At 45.0% G+C, this 20,506-nt stretch carries 18 protein-coding genes and 2 tRNA genes; 4 read left to right on the top strand and 16 right to left on the bottom strand.

The features are described 5' to 3' along the window. Positions 1–124 precede the first annotated feature (124 nt). Positions 125–1,528, bottom strand: a complete 1,404-nt coding sequence (locus BVG16_RS00905; RefSeq protein ID WP_078496661.1) for an FAD-dependent oxidoreductase — start codon at positions 1,526–1,528, stop codon at positions 125–127. 354 nt (positions 1,529–1,882) lie between these two features. Between BVG16_RS00905 and BVG16_RS00900 the strand changes: the two genes are divergently transcribed. Then, positions 1,883–2,530, top strand: a complete 648-nt coding sequence (locus tag BVG16_RS00900) for a transcriptional regulator (RefSeq protein ID WP_078496660.1) — start codon at positions 1,883–1,885, stop codon at positions 2,528–2,530. A 370-nt stretch (positions 2,531–2,900) separates the two neighbouring features. Here BVG16_RS00900 and BVG16_RS00895 read toward each other — a convergent pair. Both BVG16_RS00895 and BVG16_RS00890 read right to left on the bottom strand, forming a co-directional pair. Next, a tRNA-Lys gene (locus BVG16_RS00895) sits at positions 2,901–2,973 on the bottom strand. Positions 2,974–3,334: 361 nt separating this feature from the next. After that, entirely contained in the window at positions 3,335–4,780 is a 1,446-nt protein-coding gene (locus tag BVG16_RS00890; RefSeq protein ID WP_078496659.1) for a DHA2 family efflux MFS transporter permease subunit, read from the bottom strand. 167 nt (positions 4,781–4,947) lie between these two features. Here BVG16_RS00890 and BVG16_RS00885 point away from each other — a divergent pair, with 167 nt between their 5' ends. Then, on the top strand, positions 4,948–5,502 hold the full coding sequence (locus BVG16_RS00885) for a TetR/AcrR family transcriptional regulator (RefSeq protein WP_078496658.1): 555 nt from the start codon (positions 4,948–4,950) through the stop codon (positions 5,500–5,502). Between the two features lie 559 nt (positions 5,503–6,061). Here the strand turns inward: BVG16_RS00885 and BVG16_RS00880 are convergent. Both BVG16_RS00880 and BVG16_RS00875 read right to left on the bottom strand, forming a co-directional pair. Further along, on the bottom strand, positions 6,062–6,493 hold the full coding sequence (locus BVG16_RS00880) for a hypothetical protein (RefSeq protein WP_198957395.1): 432 nt from the start codon (positions 6,491–6,493) through the stop codon (positions 6,062–6,064). After that, positions 6,477–6,950 carry a MerR family transcriptional regulator gene (locus BVG16_RS00875; protein WP_078496657.1) on the bottom strand — a complete coding sequence of 158 codons (474 nt, stop codon included), beginning with the start codon at positions 6,948–6,950 and terminating at the stop codon, positions 6,477–6,479. Before BVG16_RS00875 ends, BVG16_RS00880 begins: the two co-directional genes overlap by 17 nt. Before the next feature lie 668 nt (positions 6,951–7,618). Here BVG16_RS00875 and BVG16_RS00870 point away from each other — a divergent pair. Continuing rightward, on the top strand, positions 7,619–8,266 hold the full coding sequence (locus BVG16_RS00870) for a transcriptional regulator (RefSeq protein WP_078496656.1): 648 nt from the start codon (positions 7,619–7,621) through the stop codon (positions 8,264–8,266). Positions 8,267–9,129: 863 nt separating this feature from the next. Here BVG16_RS00870 and BVG16_RS00865 read toward each other — a convergent pair. Together BVG16_RS00865 and nrdR are read right to left on the bottom strand one after the other, a co-directional pair. Further along, a tRNA-Ala gene (locus BVG16_RS00865) sits at positions 9,130–9,205 on the bottom strand. Positions 9,206–9,307: 102 nt separating this feature from the next. Then, positions 9,308–9,778, bottom strand: a complete 471-nt coding sequence (gene nrdR, locus BVG16_RS00860; RefSeq protein ID WP_078496655.1) for a transcriptional regulator NrdR — start codon at positions 9,776–9,778, stop codon at positions 9,308–9,310. Between the two features lie 121 nt (positions 9,779–9,899). Between nrdR and BVG16_RS00855 the strand changes: the two genes are divergently transcribed. Then, complete coding sequence (locus tag BVG16_RS00855) at positions 9,900–10,115, top strand: alpha/beta-type small acid-soluble spore protein (protein ID WP_078496654.1); 216 nt, start codon at positions 9,900–9,902, stop codon at positions 10,113–10,115. Between the two features lie 74 nt (positions 10,116–10,189). On the opposite strand, the gene BVG16_RS00850 is transcribed toward BVG16_RS00855, so the two are convergent. The 9 genes from BVG16_RS00850 to BVG16_RS00810 all read right to left on the bottom strand — a co-directional run bounded on the left by BVG16_RS00850 (position 10,190) and on the right by BVG16_RS00810 (position 20,360). Further along, a complete protein-coding gene (locus BVG16_RS00850) occupies positions 10,190–10,753 on the bottom strand; it encodes a lytic transglycosylase domain-containing protein (RefSeq protein ID WP_078496653.1) in 564 nt (187 codons plus the stop codon). Then, entirely contained in the window at positions 10,750–11,352 is a 603-nt protein-coding gene (gene coaE / locus BVG16_RS00845; RefSeq protein WP_078496652.1) for a dephospho-CoA kinase, read from the bottom strand. The genes BVG16_RS00850 and coaE overlap by 4 nt, the downstream gene beginning before the upstream one ends. A gap of 20 nt (positions 11,353–11,372) precedes the next feature. Further along, positions 11,373–12,071, bottom strand: coding sequence for a sporulation membrane protein YtaF (ytaF, locus tag BVG16_RS00840; RefSeq protein WP_198957394.1), 699 nt, complete (start codon positions 12,069–12,071; stop codon positions 11,373–11,375). A gap of 98 nt (positions 12,072–12,169) precedes the next feature. Then, positions 12,170–13,009 carry a DNA-formamidopyrimidine glycosylase gene (mutM, locus tag BVG16_RS00835; RefSeq protein WP_078496651.1) on the bottom strand — a complete coding sequence of 280 codons (840 nt, stop codon included), beginning with the start codon at positions 13,007–13,009 and terminating at the stop codon, positions 12,170–12,172. Positions 13,010–13,066: 57 nt separating this feature from the next. Next, positions 13,067–15,730, bottom strand: a complete 2,664-nt coding sequence (gene polA, locus BVG16_RS00830) for a DNA polymerase I (RefSeq protein WP_078496650.1) — start codon at positions 15,728–15,730, stop codon at positions 13,067–13,069. 389 nt (positions 15,731–16,119) lie between these two features. Continuing rightward, positions 16,120–17,001: a phosphate ABC transporter permease PstA gene (gene pstA / locus BVG16_RS00825; RefSeq protein WP_078496649.1), complete on the bottom strand. Its 882-nt coding sequence runs from the start codon at positions 16,999–17,001 to the stop codon at positions 16,120–16,122. Beyond that, positions 16,998–17,948 (bottom strand): phosphate ABC transporter permease subunit PstC, encoded by a 951-nt coding sequence (gene pstC, locus BVG16_RS00820; protein WP_078496648.1) that lies wholly within the window; start codon positions 17,946–17,948, stop codon positions 16,998–17,000. Before pstC ends, pstA begins: the two co-directional genes overlap by 4 nt. A 73-nt stretch (positions 17,949–18,021) precedes the next feature. After that, the gene (locus tag BVG16_RS00815; protein ID WP_078496647.1) at positions 18,022–18,879 is read right to left on the bottom strand and encodes a phosphate ABC transporter substrate-binding protein; all 858 of its coding nucleotides are present in this window, start codon (positions 18,877–18,879) and stop codon (positions 18,022–18,024) included. A 44-nt stretch (positions 18,880–18,923) separates the two neighbouring features. Continuing rightward, entirely contained in the window at positions 18,924–20,360 is a 1,437-nt protein-coding gene (locus tag BVG16_RS00810; RefSeq protein WP_078496646.1) for a stalk domain-containing protein, read from the bottom strand. Between the last annotated feature and the right edge of the window lie 146 nt (positions 20,361–20,506).

The following is a 20,506-nucleotide window of genomic DNA, read 5'->3' as shown; positions in this document are numbered from 1 at the left end:
GACCTCCTATCCCTTGCTCATTTAGTATAACTGGAAATACAGTATCAACCTATAGAAAAACAAAAGGATCGACTCCCCTGCCTAGCCTAACAGGAGGTCGACCTTTATTATTATTAGCGGCAGCCTAACATTCCTCTTCAAATTCAATATGACTGGAAACAGCAGTTTGATCATGCTCTGCATAACCCGGCCGCTCCCCAAGCCAAGCGCCTTGCTCGATCAGCTTACGCTGAAGCCCGGATACGGATATTTCGCGGAATCCTCCTCCATCCACACTCGCCATGGCCGCTGCCGTACCTGCGGCTTGCCCCATCGCAAAGCAATTCGGCATGACACGAAGCGAGCCCTGCACCGGACGATCGGATGAGACGGAGCGTCCAGCTACAATCAGATTGGATTTACCTTGCGGCAGCATACAGCGATAAGGGACACCATGTGATTTTCCTTTTGGCAAATACTTGATCGTCATTGTGCTGCTGGCATTTGCGAGATGAATATCAATGAAGTAGGCGTTGCGCGCGATATCATCCTCAAACGATCGCATCGACATGTAATCCTCCACGACCAGTGTATAGTCACCTGCGATCCGCCGTGTTTCACGAATACCAATTTGATCACCGGAATGGACGAGATGGATATCCTCAAACCCCGGCACATATTTACGCAAAAATTGGATTTGCACTTGAATTAATTGCCGTCCTTCGATGGCTGCTCGGGTTAAATCCTCCGCTTTTGTGCCATCAATTCCAAATATATGTCCAAAGTTAAAGCCAGCAACCGTATCCGTAATCCAAGCAATGCCTGAAATACGCTTACGTCCTTGTGGAAGATCCCCATTTCGCTGTGCCTCTATGACGGTATTCTCCAAGGCTATATTTTGTCCCGAATCGATTAGAAATTGATCAAAGCGAGCTTTGTTCGCTCCTGTGACTACATAACACATCGTGCCTGGCTGCAATTCACCATGCTCTCCCCCGGTCTGGAATGACACGCCGGCAAGCGCTGCGAGATCCGCATCCCCCGTGGCATCGATATACAGCTTAGCTTGAACGACCGATCGTCCGGATTTATTACTGATCACAAGACCGCTGATGCGATCTCCCTCCAACAGAACCTGATCGGCAAAGGTGTGAAATAAAATTTTAGCGCCGCTGTCCAATACTTCCTGGTCATATACACACTTTAGGATCTCAACATCAATAGCTACCCAATCTAATCTATCCTTATTACGGCTGTAGAAGGCTTCACCGGCAGCAAGCTTCATCTTCTCCAACAGCTCCAGGCCGATCCCCCGTATGATAGGTTTCTCACCATCCGTATAAGGACAGAACGCGGGTACCAGCGCTGCTGTTCCCATTCCGCCTAAATACCCTCGTTGCTCGATCAATAAGGTTTCAGCTCCGTTACGGGCGGCAGCCATAGCTGCTGCAACACCCGATGCTCCACCTCCCACCACAACCACATCTGGTGTATAGGAAACAGGAAGCTTAGATGAAAGTTGAATACTGGCTTGCACTTGGTTAACCATGATTAAATCTACCTCCTCTGTGTTATTCCCATTATAATCCGTCATAGCAGAGGAACTAGTTTAACTTTAGTTTCATCTAAAATCCGCCTTTTATCGTTAGCAGATGGCATTCCTGTTTGTTCACCAGATTTTCTTTTACAGGTGTCGGATAAGATTACACTTGATATTTACACTTTAGTAATGAAAAAATTGTTTCATTACATTGTTCGCGATATAATAAAAGCCGTAGGTTGTGAAGAACACGCCGCTTTCATACAATGCCCATCCTGAATCATGATTCCGGGGGAATTGATGGGAGCGGTTTTTTTGTGGGATAAATTGTGCTTGGGTTTATGACTTAAGGAGGGGAACGCAATGTCACGCTTTAACCAGCAGTATGAGGAATGGTTATTAGACCATATAAACAATGAGAGCAATCATAGAAGAAAGGAACTACTTAGTAAGGGCCTGGGACACGGAACTGTCGAGTTCCTGCGCACGATATGGTTCCCGGCAGTTGGAAATTTGGATCACCTGTTTCCTGAATGGGAGGTGCGTGATTTCAACAATGGCTACCGCTATTTGGATTTGGCTTATATGCCGGGGGATGCCAAGGGCGGAATTGAAATCCAGGGCTATGGGCCACACGCCAGAGATCTTGATGTCAGGCGGTTCAAGGATTTATGCAGACGCCATTGTTTGCTGGCGCTCGATAGTTGGACCTTTCTTCCGATTGCTTATCCTTCGATCGTGGAAGAACCGAAGCAATGCCAACAGCTAGTGCTCGCTTTTATTGGAAAATTCATCACGACCGATGTTACTTCTACGTTAACTTGGCTGGAAGCTGAAACTCTGCGTTACGCAAGACGTCTTCTGCGTCCCTTTACCCCTGTCGAACTCACAAATCATCTAAAAGTAACCAATCGCCATGCCAGACGCATTTTGCACGAGTTGGTGGAACTGCAGCTACTGGATATTGTTAGTGGCCAACAGCGCAACCGAACTTACCAACTCAAAAGATAAAAAATATGAATTAACCAAGATGCAACGGACCGAGGAGCCCTTATTTGTAGAAAAGCATAGTGTTTCGCGAGGCTTGCGGACTCAAATGCAGCTATTTACCCAAAATTCCTCCTATTGGTTTCGATTGAGGACAATAAGGGCTATACGGTCCGCAAACCGAGATAAATGAGCTAACATACGAAAATAACTGCAATACGGTCCGCAACGTCAAGAGTACTATGGTTTAAGCCATGAAAAGTACTGTATCTAGAGGGAGCCTCAGTGGGATATCCAAAGTTCATTCCCTCCAGCCGACTCCCGCCCCACTCACTCGAACATTAAACTCAATAAACACCAAAAAAACGGCATTTCTGCCGTTTTCTTAAATGTATGGATTGTCAGGGACTCGAACCTTGGACCGCCTGATTAAGAGTCAGATGCTCTACCAACTGAGCTAACAATCCATGATGTGAAATTATGGTGGAGCCAAGGGGGGGAGAACCCCTGACCTCATCGCTGCCAGCGAAGCGCTCTCCCGCCATTACCTGTTTCACTACCATTAAATGTTGCAAGAGCATTACGTTGATGAATTTTTACAAGAAAGATTCGTACTGCTTTTTCCCTATGAAGTTCAAGAAAGATACAATCCGCATAAACAAAGACACGACTGGTTTCAGTCGTGTCCTTGAGTTTGAGCCTGTTCCAAGGTCGCCCTATTCATGCTAGATTGCCTCGAATTTCCTCTTCATACCTATAGGATCGAATAGGTTGCTGAGAACTCGCTTGCTGAACGGTTAATAGAGGCTGTTCATTACTGACAACGACTTAGGATGTTTCTTCAATCATTTTCTTCTTTTTCTTTGGCATAAATAAAGTCATAACAAGTGCGATAATTGCTAAAAATGTCATGAAGTAATAGGCATCACTTGAACCTAAAATTGAAGCAAGCGATTTAATTTTGTCCGCATTGGCAGATGGATTTGCTTGCGCAATTGTTCCTGCATGGCTAGTTACCTGCGCTGTATAAACCGTAATCACGATAGCCGTACCGATCGCACCAGCAATTTGGCGAACTGTATTATTAACCGCTGAACCGTGTGTACCAAGATGTTTTGGCAAGGCGTTAAGTCCCGCCGTATTCAGTGGCATGGTTATGAAGCTCAGACCAATCCGAAGGAAAATGATTCGAATCATTAAAAACATATATGTTGTCGATTCCGTTAAATCCGTTACAGCCCACATCGATGGAATAATAAACACCAATCCAATAATAAATACCGGTTTCGCACCAAAGCGGTCATATAATTTACCTGTAACTGGTGACATAAAGGCATTCACAAGCGCACCTGGTAATAATAAAAGTCCGGCATCAAATGCCGTAAAACCGCGACCATTCTGCAAATAGATTGGCAATAAAATCATATCCGCGTACATCATCATCGTTACTAGTACATTAATAAGAGAGGTAAGCGTAAATACTTTATTTTTAAAAACAGATAAATTTAATAGGGGGTCCGCTGATCTAATTTGTCGAATACAAAATAGAGCTGTAACGATTATACCTATCGCTAATGAAAGCACAACGACTGTAGATCCCCAGCCTTTGCTACCAGCGGTACTGAAGCCGTATAAAATAAGGCCAAATCCAACGGTTGATAAAATAACACTTAGCACATCCAGCTTTGCCTTCGATGTTTTTGATACATTCATTAAATATTTCATCGCCAATATAATGACGAAAACGACAAGGATTGATATACCGATAAATAACCAACGCCATGAGTGGTATTCTATAACAAATCCAGCAAGTGTCGGGCCAATTGCAGGGGCGAAAATCATCGCTAATCCAATTAACCCCATGGCACTGCCTCGTTTTTCTACTGGGAAAACGACCAAAATGACACTCATCATCAGCGGCATAATAATCCCAGCACCAGCCGCCTGAATCATACGTCCGACTAGTAACATACTAAATACGGGTGCCGATGCACAAATAATGGACCCGATTAATAAAAACAGCATGGCGCTAATGAATAATTGACGCGTTGTAAAACGTTTCATTAAAAACGCTGTAATCGGAATCAGTACCCCGTTAACAAGCATAAAACCTGTTGAAATCCATTGTACAGTTGTTGTTGAGACATCAAACACATTCATTAAATTACTTAAAGCGACATTTAATAATGTTTGATTTAATGTCGATAAGAAACAGCCAACAATTAATATGGTTAATAGTATTCCTTTATTTACTTCCTTATTCTCTTGCGGCATATATTATGACCTCTTTTCATTGCTTTATCGACATATAGTCAATAAAATAAATCATAACAGCCTTTAATAAAAATGCCTATTTACAATTTCTCTAAAAATGTCAACTAATCGACAAAATTGGTTTATGAGTTGATGAAGTAAAAAATAATCGATAATAGAGGGGTCAAATGTCTACACATAAAAAAGAAGATCCACGTGCAATTCGCTCAAAAAAGATGCTTAAGAATGCCGTTTATTCCTTATTAGCTGAAAATCCGGATATATCTCAGTTAACCGTTCAAAAAATTGCGAATCGTGCAGAACTAAATCGCGCAACGTTTTATTTACATTATCAGGATATTAACGACCTGTTACGCCAAATTTCACACGAAATGTTTGACGACCTGTCGATAAAAATTGACCCGTTATTAAAAACGCAGAGCAGCAATGAGCAGGAGCAATTGATTACATTTCTAGATTATATTTATGAGTACCGGAAGTTTTTCGTCATATTCTTTGAGCATAAAGGATTCAAAGATAACTTGTTTAAATTATTAAAAAATACGGTAGCAATGCGAAGAAACGCGAGAAGCATTGAATCAACGAAGAATACTGTTTCTACTGATATTATGGCAGCATCACTACTGGGGATTATTATGTGGTGGATTAAGGACGGTATCCAATTTAGTTCTGAATATATTGCAGGGCAAATTACCTCAATGTACAAAAAAAGACCGATGTAAGATATACAGTCATCTTTATAATGGTGGATCCATGGGGGTTACCGCTCGTCTAACTCGCTTTTCCTTTCAATGGGATGTCCCATTCCTGATTTAACTTGCTGACGAAGCCTATCCCTCGATGCTCTTAGCGGTAGATTCAGACGCCATTTTCTTATCCCACAAAATGACGATTGCTTTGGAGCTTATTTCGATTACTTTGCGGGGACCCCGAGAACATCGATGTCTTTTCTTCGATGCTTTTTCATCCATTTCGTCCGCGCGGGCGAACCTGGTTCTCACCCCCTTGGTGTTCCACCAAATAAAAAACGCAACCCTTATTAGGTTGCGTTAAATGACTTATTTGGTGGAGCCAAGGGGGCTCGAACCCCTGACCTCTTCGCTGCCAGCGAAGCGCTCTCCCAGATTGGTTAGTTTCACTGCCCAAATACTCGATAACAACACGACTTTGAATGTGCGACTTTGATCATAACCATGTTTGATCTAGAATGACCAGAGATCAGAGATTGCTTACTTGCTTTGAGCGAGTCTGCAGAGCTAGAAGACAACTCGAACATCTCTGTTACTGTAGCTGCTGACCAACGGACTGTTTTTCCTTCATTCTTGTGCCCAGTATGATAATTGCGACATAGATTACGATTGCAATAGAATCAATAAACGTATTCATAAGCCCCGAAACGTCAACCACTGCCGTTACGCCAAGAATGACCATCAGCCGGACGATCAGGATCGCCGCGATCATCCATGCGGCAAACCGGATCTTCGATCGCTCACTTTGGAATGACATGAAAATGAATGCGATGCCGAAGACCAGATTTTCCGCTGTGATAATGTGCCAGACATACGTGAAAACCGTCTGTGTATCCATAGAAATCAGACTAATGTCGAGTGTCGGCAGCACAGCGGATTGCCCGTTCCATGCGTGAGTGAAGGCAAACAGCACCGCAAGAACTCCTGCAATCAAATAATAATAATTCCTAACCTTGATGGTCATCACAACCTTCCTTGAAATTTTCTGGTTCGTCCCCTCGGATATCCTTGTAAATTTCGCGGACGATCTTTGTCAACCGTTGGTCGCTTTCGATATTAAAGTTCCTTAACGTTTCGGCTGCTATGTTGAGCAGCTGGCTGACCTTTTCCAGATGGGCAATCTTCTTGCGCGTTTCTGCGTTTTTGGCATCGAGAAACGCAGAAACCTCTTCGTAGTAAACGGGGTCGATATTTTCCATCTTGCGGATACTAAGCGTCCCTCTGATTTCGTCAAGAGAAAAGTCCGCATACTGCATGATCTGAATATTCATCAAGTCTATGAGGTCGTCCTTCGAATACCTGCGGTACCGATTGTCTTTCCGGGATGGCGAGACGATCCCAATCCGGTCATAATACCGAAGCGTATCCTTCGTTATCCCAAGTATCCGCGAAACCTCTTGTATAGAATAAAGTTTTTCCATGAATTCAGAATAACATTGGAGTTGACTCCAATGTCAAGACATTTTTTATTTTTTCTCGATGCGTATTGAAGCAATCTCTGAATCGTGTTGCGAATTCTCCTGGCTATTTAAGGCGACCTGCAGAGCGATCATTAATAAATTGGTGCGCAAAAAAGTTTTCGAAACGAATTCGTATGCAAGAAGATCGTCGTTGTTATCGAATTAAATTGCAGCCTTGAGCGGAAAAGACCCTAACCATCCTGTGCCAACGTGCGGACGATGTGAACAGCCCCTTGGGGTTCCACCAAATAAAACAACGCAACCTTTGTTAGGCTGCGTTGTTTTATTTGGTGGAGCCAAGGGGATTCCGCTCGTCGAACTCGCTTCATCTTTCAATGGGTTGTCCCATTTAGCCCGAATCGTGCATATTTGCATTCAACAAGTAACCCCTGTTCCTATTACAAGTGATAAAATACACCTCATCTACTTGTATGCAACAACTCATAGTTGATCTGAAGAACATGCGATATAATAGCAAAGGTAAAGGTCGTGAAGAACACGCCGCTTCCATACAATGACTATCCTGATACCGTAATCAGGAAGAATTGTATAGAGGTGGCTTTTGTTTTCTTATTGAGATTAAGACCATTCCCAAGATTTTATTTTTGACGGAAGGGAGAATAAGCACAATGGCACGATTTGATCAGCACTACGAGAATTGGTTACAGGAGAACTTAGATATGGAGAAAAACCCTAGAAGACGAGAGCTACTTACAAAAGGACTTGGTCATGGAACTGTAGAATTTCTTCGATCGATATGGTTTCCTGTAGTCGGAAATATGAATCATCTGCATCCTGAGTGGGAGGTTCACGACTTCAGTAATGGCTATCGTTATCTTGATTTAGCTTACATGCCTGCTGGTGCAAAAGGGGGAATTGAGATTCAGGGATATGGACCTCATGCCAGAGATCTTGATGTAAGACGATTTAAAGATTTATGCTTACGCCACTGCTTGTTATCACTAGATGGGTGGACATTCCTTCCGATTGCCTACCCTTCTATTGTTGATGAGCCAAAAAAGTGTCAACAGTTGGTCCTCTCTTTTATCGGGAAGTTCGTCGCCTCCGACGTACCTTCCTCCTTATCTTGGTTAGAAGCCGAAACTGTTAGGTTTGCGCGCCGACTGTTACGTCCAATAACACCTTTAGAACTCGCTAATCATCTTAGGGTCAGCGATCGGCAGGCAAGACGCATATTACATGAACTGGTTAATCCGCAAATAATGGAAGTCGAAAGCGGTCAACAGCGAGCTCGAACTTATAAACTTCGATTGTAACCTAGGCACGGGGCAGAAGCCACGGAAAACCTGGCGGACTGAGAATCCGTTATTTGTAAGAATCAGCTAACAATTGTGATGTTCGCGGACTGAGGTTCCGTTATTTGCTCATTAAACCTTATATTCATACGTTTGATAAGATAATAGCGTATCTCCTGTCCGCGTACACAGTCAAAACGGTAATACTGGAGAAATAGCGGAACGTCAGTCCTCACGCATCCACACAATAATGTGCCATGAACAATAGAACCCCTACGTATTGAGGCTTTCCACCATAAACCACTTCAGTGACGTGGTTTATGGTGGAGCCAAGGGGGTACCGCTCGTACAACTCGCTATCCCTTTCAATGGGATGTCCCATTCCTGATTTAACTTGCTGACGTAGTGAATTCGACGAGGCTAACCTTAGCGGTAGAATGAGACGCCGTTTTCTTACCCCACAAAGTGACGAATTGCTCTGAAGCTTATTCCGAATACTTTGCGGGGACCCCGAGATCTTCGATGTCTTTTCTTCGATGCTTTTTCATCCATTTCGTCCGCGCGGGCGAACCTGGTTCTCACCCCCTTGGTGTTCCACCAAATAAAAAACGCAACCCTTATTAGGTTGCGTTAAATGACTTATTTGGTGGAGCCAAGGGGGTACCTCTCGTACAACTCGCTATCCCTTTCAATGGGATGTCCCATTCCTGATTTAACTTGCTGACGTAGTGAATTCGACGAGGCTAACCTTAGCGGTAGAATGAGACGCCGTGCTCGTACGCTTCGCTTCCTGCGCGCGGACTGAACCCCTGGTTCTCACCCCCTTGGGGTTCCATCTCACAATAAAAAAACGCAGCCGAATGGCTACGTTGATTATTATTATATGGTGGAGCCAAGGGGGTTCGAACCCCTGACCTCTTCGCTGCCAGCGAAGCGCTCTCCCAGCTGAGCTATGGCCCCGATTGCATAGAAATCATATCACAAGGCAGAAAAAACTGTCAATAGGATGTCCACACAATCTGTGTATACTACGCTATATTACCTTGGGATCATGCGGTCCCTTCAATGTTCATCCACCGTATGCTTCGACAACAAGTTGTTCAGCTCTTTCATGAACATATTAATGTCCTTGAACTGACGATATACGGATGCAAAACGTACATAAGCAACTTCATCTACCGGATAGAGCTGCTCCATGACAAGCTCGCCAATCGCACGGCTCTCCACCTCAGGGTTCGCTGTATTACGCAGTGCTTTCTCGACCTCAGAGACGATCATCTCAAGACGCTCCATCGGCACGGGTCTTTTCTCGCACGCACGGATAAGACCGCGCAGAATTTTATCGCGGCTGAACTCCTCGCGATTGCCTTCTTTTTTGATAACGATCAACGGTGTCTCTTCGATCATCTCGAATGTTGTGAATCGACGGCTGCATCGTTCACATTCCCGACGTCGACGTATCGATCTATTCTCGTTCGCAGGGCGCGAATCGAGTACCTTGGTGCCCGAGTAATCGCAATGCGGACATTTCATAAATAAGTTCCTCCATCTCACTAACTAAACTTTCCATAAAAAATACCAATACATATGTGTAATAACTATCCGAATTCAGCACATAATACATTTACCAACCGCAAGGAGGTGAAACAAGCAGATGAGCCAAAATCGTTCTAGCAACAATCTTGTAGTCCCTCAAGCAACTGCTGCTCTTGATCAACTTAAATATGAAGTAGCTCAAGAGTTAGGGATTGCTATCCCTCAAGACGGTTACTACGGTAACATGGTTACACGTGACACAGGTTCGATTGGTGGTAATATCACCAGACGCCTAGTAACTATCGCTGAGCAACAACTTGCTGGTAGATACTAATAAAGAAGTACAAGGGAAGCGTTGGATGAGCTGTACTCAGCTTGTCCATCGCTTCTCTCTGTTATGCCCCAAAATCAATGACCATATATGTCATTATACTTATTATAATAATAAACGACACGCTGTACATAGTTTTTCGTCTCACCGTACGGAATCTTTTTCACTTGTTCTATGCTTCCATCCCAAGTTTCATTCTGCAGCCACTTCGCGACAACCGTTGGTCCTGCATTATACGCGGCTAAGGCAGCATACTTATTCTGATCGAATCTCGTCAATAACGAAGCAATGTACCACGTCCCGATTTGGATATTGGGTTCGGGTTCATGCTTCAAATCCTCCAACGTCACCGCATCGAACTTCGCCTGCTCGATAATCCAGCTTGCCGTATTCGGCATCACCTGCATCATCCCCAGCGCCCCTTTTCTCGACTCCTGGCTTGGCTTATAATTGCTCTCAACGCGTATAATGGCTGCTACTAACAAGGGATCGACTTCATAGTTCTTCGCATGCTTCTCAATAACATCTTTATAAGGGATAGGATAAAGCCAGGTGCCCATCCATGCGGATCTAAAGAATAACACGGTTACAAATGCAATAAATATGACAAGCAGCACTCTCTTCTTACGCAGTAAGTTCATCCGAGCCCCTTTCTGCGCCAGAATTGTTCGATTTGCTGTTCGGTCTCCTCGGGTCCGAATCGGTTATCGATAACAATGTCGGCTCGTTCTTTTTTCCACTCAATATCTTGCTGTGCTCTCAGTCGATTCTCCGCTTGCTCTTCGTTAATCCCGTCCCGCTTCATTAACCGCTCCAATTGCAGTTCACGAGGTATATAGACCACCATAATCTCATCGAAAAAATCTTCATAAGCAGATCCCGATTCATACAACAACGGAATATCTGCGACGACGAGTTTATTCGGATATTGTGCCTCATAATCCACCATTCGTTCTCGAATGATTCTTCGAATGGCAGGATGGGTAATGCTCTCGAGTACTTTTCGTTCCTCAGGATTCGTGAAGATGATATTTCCTAACGCTTTCCGGTTCAATGAACCATCCTCTTGTAGAATGGCTTGTCCAAAGTGCTCAGCAACTTGGCTCAAAATAGGATGACCAGGGAGCATAATCTCCCTGGCGATCTGATCTGCATCTATAAGTAAGGCACCCCGCGCAACCAGGAGCGACGAGACTGTGCTCTTGCCCGTCGCAATCCCTCCGGTTAACCCAATATTCATAACGTCACCTCATACCGCTTTTAGAAAAATCTTAATATGCCCATAATGATCAACATGATGCCTGGAATAATGGACAACTTGCGTATCCAACGCATTCCTGCGAACATAAATCCTACACGTGTTCCTAGATAGAGAAAGGTTCCACTAGCAATGGCTATCGATATACACGTCCACAGCGGCGAAAATCCTAATAACGCTGCGCCAAGACCTGCTCCAAACGCATCCAGCGAAAGCGCAACACCTAATAATGCGGCTTCCGAGGCGGAAATCGAACCCGAACGATCCACGTCAGCGACCGATGGGGTTTTAAGTATTTGAATGACAAGACCAAATGCCTTAATCTCGAATAAAAAAACGGTTTTCTTCACACCTGCTTGGGCATCTGCTTCTATGGTTGCTGCAGGGATATGATCTGTTCTTGAATGATCGTTATCCTCACGGGATGACTTGGACATGAACAGTTGAATCAGTGCCCAGCTCCCGATGCCAATCAGAATGATGGCCCCAATCCACTTACTATAATCCGGCGACACATACTGAGCGATCCATACGCCGATTTGCATGGAAAGATAAATAATAATTCCTGAGCATGCGGAAATAATAAAGATCGATAACAAAGGGATTCGGATCTTCCGCAATCCATACGTTACCCCCACGCCAAATCCATCCAAACTCAGCGCAAATGCTAACAAGACCAATGAAAAGGTATGCAACAGCATCTTGTTCCCTCCCGCTCGTGGCTTCCGTCAACAACGATCTTTGTAGCTCATTGCCGCATTGTCTTCCACATCATATGGGCGGGAGAAGAGATAAGTGCCTATTTCATAAGAGGTTCTTGCTGGCAGCGCGGACAATAGTGTGTCCCACGGCCTCCAACCACGCTTTTCATGATCATAGCTCCACATTGTACGCAAGGTTCGTCCTTACGTCCATAAATTTGAAGCTGCTGTTGGAACATCCCCATCTCACCTTGTCCATTCACATAAGATTTAATCGAGGAACCTCCAGCATCAACCGCTTCGCTTAGCGTCGCAATGACCGCGTGGTAGATGTCTTCCAATTGCTGATCACTTAACGTGTTCGCCTTCGTCTCCGGATGAACACCCGCACGGAATAAGGACTCATCCACATAAATATTCCCGATGCCGACCACATATGCTTGATTTAGCAAAGTCGGTTTGATGGCCGTGGAGCGCTTCGCAATCACAGACTTAAAACGATCTAACGTAAACTGCTCATCCAAAGGTTCTATCCCCAACTTATTTAATGGCGGCAGCTGCAGATCCTCACCCGGTTGGAACAAATGCATCGTGCCAAATTGGCGGACATCCTTGTAACGAAGCTCTGTCTGATCTGTAAAATGGAAAATGACATGGGTGTGCTTCTCAACAGGCTCATCCTGACGGAATACCCCATAACGTCCTTCCATCCGCAAATGCGAGACAAGCACAAGCCCGTCCAAGATCATGCGTAGAAATTTCCCTCGACGTTCTACACGTTGAAAGGTATGCCCTGCTAAGACATGCTCGAACTGCAATGCATCATCAGGGCGTTGTATAATGCGCGGCAAAGAGACGGTTACCCGTTCAATCGTCTTGCCGACGATCAATTGATTTAATGTTCTTTTGACTGTTTCGACTTCCGGTAATTCCGGCATATGCATTCACCTCATCTTCAATTATACAGAAAAGGAGAGGTTACATGTTGTTATGGTTTATTTTGCTTCGTACCAATTCGCGCCATAGCTCACATCAGCTTGCAGCGGTACATCCAGCTTCAAAGCGGCAGCCATGACTTCAGGAACGAGCTCCTTCATGATCTCTAACTCATCTTCCGGTACTTCAAAGACCAATTCATCGTGTACCTGGAGAAGCATACGGCTCTTCAATTGCTCGGTTTGCAGACGTTCCTCCATCTTTACCATCGCGAGCTTAATAATATCTGCAGCCGTCCCTTGAATCGGCGTATTCATCGCGGTCCGCTCTGCGAACGAACGGAGATTGAAATTCGAAGCATTAATTTCCGGTAAATAACGGCGACGCTCCAGCAATGTCGTTACATAACCGTTCTTGCGCGCTTCCTTGACAATGTCATCCATATACTTGCGCACGCCCTGGAATACGGCAAAATATTGCTCGATGAACTTCGCCGCATCTTTCCGTGTAATGTTCAAGTTCTGGGATAATCCGTAATCACTGATCCCATAGACAATTCCGAAGTTGACCGCCTTCGCTTGGCGGCGCATATTCGCATCCACCGCTTCGGCCGGCACACCGAACACGTCCATAGCTGTCTTCGTATGAATGTCCATGTTATGGACGAACGCTTCAATCAACTTTTCATCCTGTGAAATATGCGCTAATACACGCAACTCGATTTGGGAGTAGTCTGCCGCAAGAATGGACCATCCTGGTTCTGATGGCACGAACACTTTACGGATTTTACGTCCTTCTTCCAACCGGATCGGAATATTCTGCAGGTTCGGGAACTGACTGCTTAATCGGCCCGTCGCTGCAATCGTCTGACGATAGTAGGTATGAACCTTCCCTGTCTCTTGGCGAACTTCCTTCAATAATCCTTCGACATATGTGGATTGCAGCTTCGCAATGGAACGATAATGGAGGATTTGCTTCACGATATCATGATACGGCTCCAACTTTTCCAATACCTCGGCATCTGTCGAATATCCCGTCTTCGTCTTCTTCATGACAGGCAATCCTAATTTATCGAACAGGATTTCACCCAATTGCTTCGGAGAATTGATATTGAATTCCGTCCCTGCAAGTTGATAGATATTCGTCACCAACGTATTGATAATCGCTTCGAACTCTTTACCCAGATCTCGCAAATCACCCACATTCACGGCGATCCCTTGCTTCTCCATATCGGCCAATACTTTGGACAACGGAAGCTCCAGCTCATAATACAACTGATGCATTTCCACGTCTTCCAGCTCAGCCTGCTGCTTCTTCATAATTTCTTGAATCGCCATCGCCTTGCGGCCCACATGTTCACTTAGCATACTCAATGCCGGCACTTTGAACTTGGCACCTTTACCGTATACCTCATCATCGCTTTTCACGCTCGACAAGCCATACTTAGCAGCTAGCCCGTCTAGGCTCATGTTCGAATCCGTAGGATCCAACAAATACGCTGATAAGGAGACATCGAAGGCGGCCCCTTCAAAAGCAACGCCTTTCCAATGCAAAGCGAGATCAATCTTATGCAGATCATAACCGCGTTTGGGCACTTCGCCATCCGCAATCCAGCTGCGAAGCGCTGCTGCTTCCTCGGACTTCAAGAGCTCGAACGGTACATAGTAACTCGTGTCAAATGTACGGAACACCACGCCGATCACGTCAGATTGATGTGGATTCTCTCCTACGACCTCGACGTGGAACACTTCTACCTCCGACAGCTTCGCGTCCAACTCAGATACATTTCCGGCTTCTACAACGACGAGATTCAAAGGCGCGGCTGGCTCCATATCGACCTCACTGCCCGCTCCACCGGAAGGATCCATCGCAGCCACGCGATCGATTAAGGACTTGAACTCCATCTTCCGGAAAAAAGGTAACGCTTGTCCGGTCGAAATGCCTTCGAATTTCAAGTCATCCCAGCTTTGCTCCAATGGCACTTCACGGAAAATCGTCGCCAATTCTTTACTCATGCGTGCGGAATCTGCATGGGTCTCCATATTTTCTTTCATTTTACCTTTCAGCTCGCCGACGCTCGCCAGTACATTTTCAACCGTACCGTACTGATGCAAGAGCTTCAGAGCTGTCTTTTCCCCGACACCAGGAACCCCAGGGATATTATCGGACGTATCTCCCATCAACCCTTTGAGATCAATAATCTGCTCTGGAGAGAGTCCATACTTCTCCTGGATTTGCGCAGGATCATAAGCTTCGATCTCGGTAACCCCTTTGCGAGTCAACGCAATCGTGACTTGATCGGATGCAAGCTGCAGCATATCTTTGTCTCCCGACACGACCATGACCTGTTTCTTCTGTTCATCCGCTATGCGCGTCAAGGTACCGATAATATCATCCGCCTCATAGCCGTTCAATTCGAAGTGGGAAATCCCGCACGCTGTCAATAATTCACGCAGTAACGGAAATTGCTCGGATAATTCGGATGGTGTCTTCGCACGTCCGCCTTTGTATTGCTCGTATTCAGCATGACGGAACGTCACCTTCCCTGCATCAAATGCTACAAGCAAATGCGTTGGTTTCTCTTCTTCAATAAGTTTAAGCAGCATCGTTGTAAAGCCAAACACAGCGTTCGTATGTAAACCGCTAGAATTGGTTAATGGCGGCATCGCATAGAACGCACGGTTCGCGATACTATTTCCATCAATCACGATCAATTTTTCCATAAATACACCTCTAATTAAGTGATTTCATTGGGTTAAACAAGTTAAATCATCCATATGGGAATATGATGAACGGTCGCTGCACATCTGAATCATTCTTCCGATCGCTCTTGTACTCCGATTTCTTGATTTGATAACCCCAGAAAGGGTTGAAATCCGAGTACAAAGGCGAACGCTGACGCTTCTATAGAACGATTTCAGCTACTCCGCTACATTCACCAAATTTCTCAAAAGAAGTCCATTTAACCCTTTTAAAGAATGAAATACGCTTATTTCTTCCCTCTATCATACCATAGGAAACGTGGACATAAAAATGCAGAAAAAGCTTCCCCAACCGGTGAAAAACACCGTTCAATGGAGAAGCTTACAAGTGCGCAGGCTGCGCGCGATTTTCATCGCTTTAGTTTACGATTGTTGAACCAGAGTGGAATCCGGAACACCATATTAATGAAGAGAACGACGAACACGAGTACCGCTGCAGCTTTATCTGCAATCTGACGCGCATCCTCCACGATCGCTTCGGATTGGACATACCACAAATGCACGGCTAACGTCTCACCCGGTGCGAACAGACTGAAATCCCACATTTCGCCCGACGTGCTTAAGCCTGCTGTCAGAATAATGACGGCCGATTCCCCGAAAGCACGACCTGCCACGAGACAGACACCTGTTACGATGGCATTCAACGCGACCGGAAGCACCACCGTACGAATACATTGGAACTTGGTCGTGCCAAGCGCATAAGATGCATTGCGCAAATCTGCTGGGACCGCGTGAATCGCTTCTTCCGTAACCCGTGTCAGCATCGGTAAGTTCAAGAATGCTAAGCTGATCGAACCGCCCAGAATCGTTAATCCGATTCCAAAATACTCTGCAAAAATGGCAAGTCCCAACATCCCGAATACGATCGACGGTACAGAAGACAGAGCTTCCACGCAAATTCGCAAAATTTCTGTAAATTTGTTCGCCGGTGCATATTCTGCCATATAGATCCCTGCACCGATCCCGATCGGTACGGAGAAGATTAATGACAGGAAGAGAACGTAGAAGGAATTGAACAACATCGGTCCGATACCGCCGCCAGCATCGATTTCCTCTGGAAGCTTCACAAGGAATTGCGGGGTGATATTCGGTAAGCCTTTATGCATGATCGTATAGAGCAGCCAGAAGATAACCAAAAGAATGAGTATACCGATTCCCCAGAATAACGCAGTCGCTGTCCGATCGAAGAAGCGTGCACGCGTATTCCGTTTTGTAGCTGAAAAACTACTCATGCCTCTTTCACTCCTTTCGCCCGAAGGAAACGGATAATCAAAATTAATAATACGGAAATGGCTAGAAGCAAGAACGCCATCATATGTAATGCATAGTTCCAAGTTGAATCAAATTCAACGTTTGAAATCTGCATCACGATATTGCTCGTGAGAACAGATGAAGGCGTGAAGAGTGTCGTTGCAAGCTGCGCCGTATTCCCGATAACCATGACCACCGCCATCGTCTCCCCGATCGCACGTGTCATCCCCAGAATAATAGCCGTGACAATGCCGCGGCTTGCTGCCGGTATTACGATTTTGAAGATCACCTGTAAACGCGTGGAACCTAATGCATAGGCTGCTTCACGGTATTTCTTCGGAACAGCTGTTATCGCATCATCACTAATCCGGCTAATCGTCGGTAAAATCATAAGGGATAATACGAGGGCTGCCGCTAACATCCCGTCGCCTAAGCTCTCACCTGTCAAATCACGGATGAAAGGAATGAGTACTGTCATGCCCAAATAACCATACACAATCGATGGAATCCCGACGAGCAGATCAAGCACCGGACGAATAAAGCTTTTGAACCAATTCGGCGCAATCTCTGCATTAAAGACAGCTATTGCAATCGAGATCGGGACAGAGATCAGAAGGGTTAGACCGGTTAAAATCATCGTATTGATGATGAATAATCCTGCCCCGAAATGATCCTCTTCCGGTGCCCAGTTCATCGACAAGAAGAACTCTGAGAACGATAGGGTATTAAAGGTAAGAAATCCCGTCTTACCAATAAAGATGATGACTAAGGCTAACACGAAGCACAGCGCCAGAATACTGAATAAGAAGTATCCTTTGAACAGTCGGTTGGTCAACCGAACGCGTGCCATACGGTTAAACTTTGATGTGGTTGTCGAATTCACAAGAATGGATTGTTGCTTGGTCAGTTCATGAACTGGCGTACTCATTTGGTTCCTCCCATAAAGGAACCAGCCCCTCTATCGCTCGAGGCTGGTCACTTGGTTGTGATCTATTCGTTTCTTATTTCATTGCAGACAACGGGATGAACTTCATTTTCTTCACCGTTGTAGTTTGGAATTTCGAGCTTTGAACATACTCAATGAATGCTTTTGTAGCGCCAGTTGGTTGGCCTTTTGTCATGTAGTAACCATAAGACCAAATTTTATATTTACCGTTGATCACGTTATCTGTTGTTGCAGCTACACCATTGAATTTCAATGCTTTCAAATCGCTGTTTACATAGACCAAGTCGATGTAACCAATCGCATTTGGCGTTGTAGATACAGCTGTTTTCATGTCTCCGCTGGAAGCTACTTCTTTGTAGTTCTTGCTTTTCTTCACGATATCGCCGCCGCCAAGTGCTTTGGCTTGATAGTTAACGCGTGTACCGGAACCGAATGCACGTGTGATGACTACGATGTCCGCATCGTCACCACCAACATCTTTCCAGTTCGTAATTTTACCAGAGTAGATGCCTTTCAATTGCTCCGTTGTTAAGCTATCCACTTTCACATTGTTGTTAACAACTGTTGCAAAAGGAATGACTGCCACTTTGTTCGCAACTTGCCCATCGAATGCTTTGAATCCAGGTACGTCTGTGCTTGCATCCCAGTCACAAGCGCCGATATCAGCAATCCCTTTGCTTACCGCTTGAGGGCCAGTTACGGAACCTTTACCGGAAGCTGCGAAGGAAACCTTCGGGTTCAATTTTTGGAATTCTTTGGCTGCTTGAAGTGTTAATGGTAGAAGTGCTGTCGAACCGTTAATGGTAATTTTACCTTTCAAGCTGCTAGCCGCAGATGCGGAACCTGCAACAGCAGAGGTTAATACGAACATCGTTGCTAATGTAAGAATGGAAAATCTTCTGAATAATTTCATGATTGAAATGCTCCTCTCGTTTTTAGAAAGCTATTTATTAGGGATTACTTCGTTAAAGTTACGGCTTCCCCGCCACTTACCACGACGACCTTGCCATCTGCGATCAGTGCGATTTGAGTACCGTCACCGGAAATAGCGATTTCCGTTACGTCTTGGGTTGTGCTGTAAAGTTCTTTTTTCGATCCGTCATTCGCTAAGGCAAATACTTTCGTACCTGCTGCATTTTGGGTTGCAACGATCAACTCATCATTTACGGTAACCCCATCCCAGATCACGTTCGCATCTGCGACTAAATCTGTCATGTTCTTCGCGTCCGCGGAGATCACTTTCAATACATCGTTCTCTACTTTGCCTTCGGAGTCTGCGCTGATGTAAACCACGCGACCATCATTCAATACGCTGCCGTACAATTTGTTATCCAACGCTTTGGTTAACTGAACAGCCTTTGCATCTTTTTTCGTTAAATCGAGAGAAAATAGCTGCGAACCTGCTTTGGAATAGTCAATCGTTAACGATGCTTCTGTGCTGTCTTTGTCACTATTCGCTACACCCGTTACATTCACCGTATACAGCAATTTTTTGCCGTCTGCAGACACGTGAACATCTGCTTTGTTCTCTACTTTATCAGCAAGAACTGTTTTCACTGCCGTGCTATCTACTGTCGCTGTACCGATTTTCTCTTGCTTGTCACCTTGTGCAAAATAGATTTTTTGACTGTCTGCCGTCCACGTAATATCTGTTTTTACAGAACTGTCGCTGCTCCATAATTGGGAAGTACCTGTTGCGGTGTTCACCAAGATCAATTGCGCATTTTCATTCGTGTATACGCCGTATTTGCCGTCTGGCGATACGACTAATGTCGATGCTTCATCCACAATTGAGAACACTTCATTCTTGTTATTTGCTGTGCGTAGTTTATATACTTCGGTTGTTTCTGCATCATCTTTATTCACGATGACCGTTGTATTGTTCACGAAACGAGGTGCGGAGAAAACGCCGGAAAGTACTTTGATGGTATGAATTTGATTACTGCCTTCGATTTGACCGCCCAATGCGTCAACCACTTCGGAGAGTTCCACGAACACCGAGCCATTCAGTTCTTTCGGAGCGACCGTGAAGTCTGCATCCTGGCCATTCAACTTGTAAGCAACGCTACCAGCCGTTAGCTCAACTGCATGGAATTCATTCAACAACGTTACTGCATTTCCATTGTTTATGTAGCTTGCACCTAATGCATTTGCAAGGTCTGCCGCCGCGTATAGTACGTTGCTGCCGTCTTTGATCGATTTCACCGTGCTGCTGGTGCCATCTACGACAAGCGTTGCATTGACGATCGGATTTGCTAGAACATTACGAACATCGGTAATTGCGGATACCTTCGTTGGTTGTTTCTCAACCGGTGCTGCACTTGCTGTTGCTGTTGCTACTGCCGCCGTTACGAGTGCGGATGCTACGACCATGCTCAACATTTTTTGTTTCATTGTTTTCACCCAATCTTTAGAATTTATAGTGCGAATCAGTCACTTGCGTTGTTTTTGTTTCTATATTGATTTTCACATAGGATTGTTAAGTCATTTCCATGGAAATGTTTGCCGAATATTAATATTCAATAAAGGAATTGTGAAGG

Origin of the sequence: Paenibacillus selenitireducens (assembly GCF_002021565.1) — a bacterium.
In the GTDB taxonomy this organism is placed as follows: Bacteria; Bacillota; Bacilli; order Paenibacillales; family Paenibacillaceae; genus Paenibacillus_K; species Paenibacillus_K selenitireducens.
Note: the sequence above shows the minus strand (reverse complement) of the source record. Positions and strands in the feature narration are given on the sequence as shown.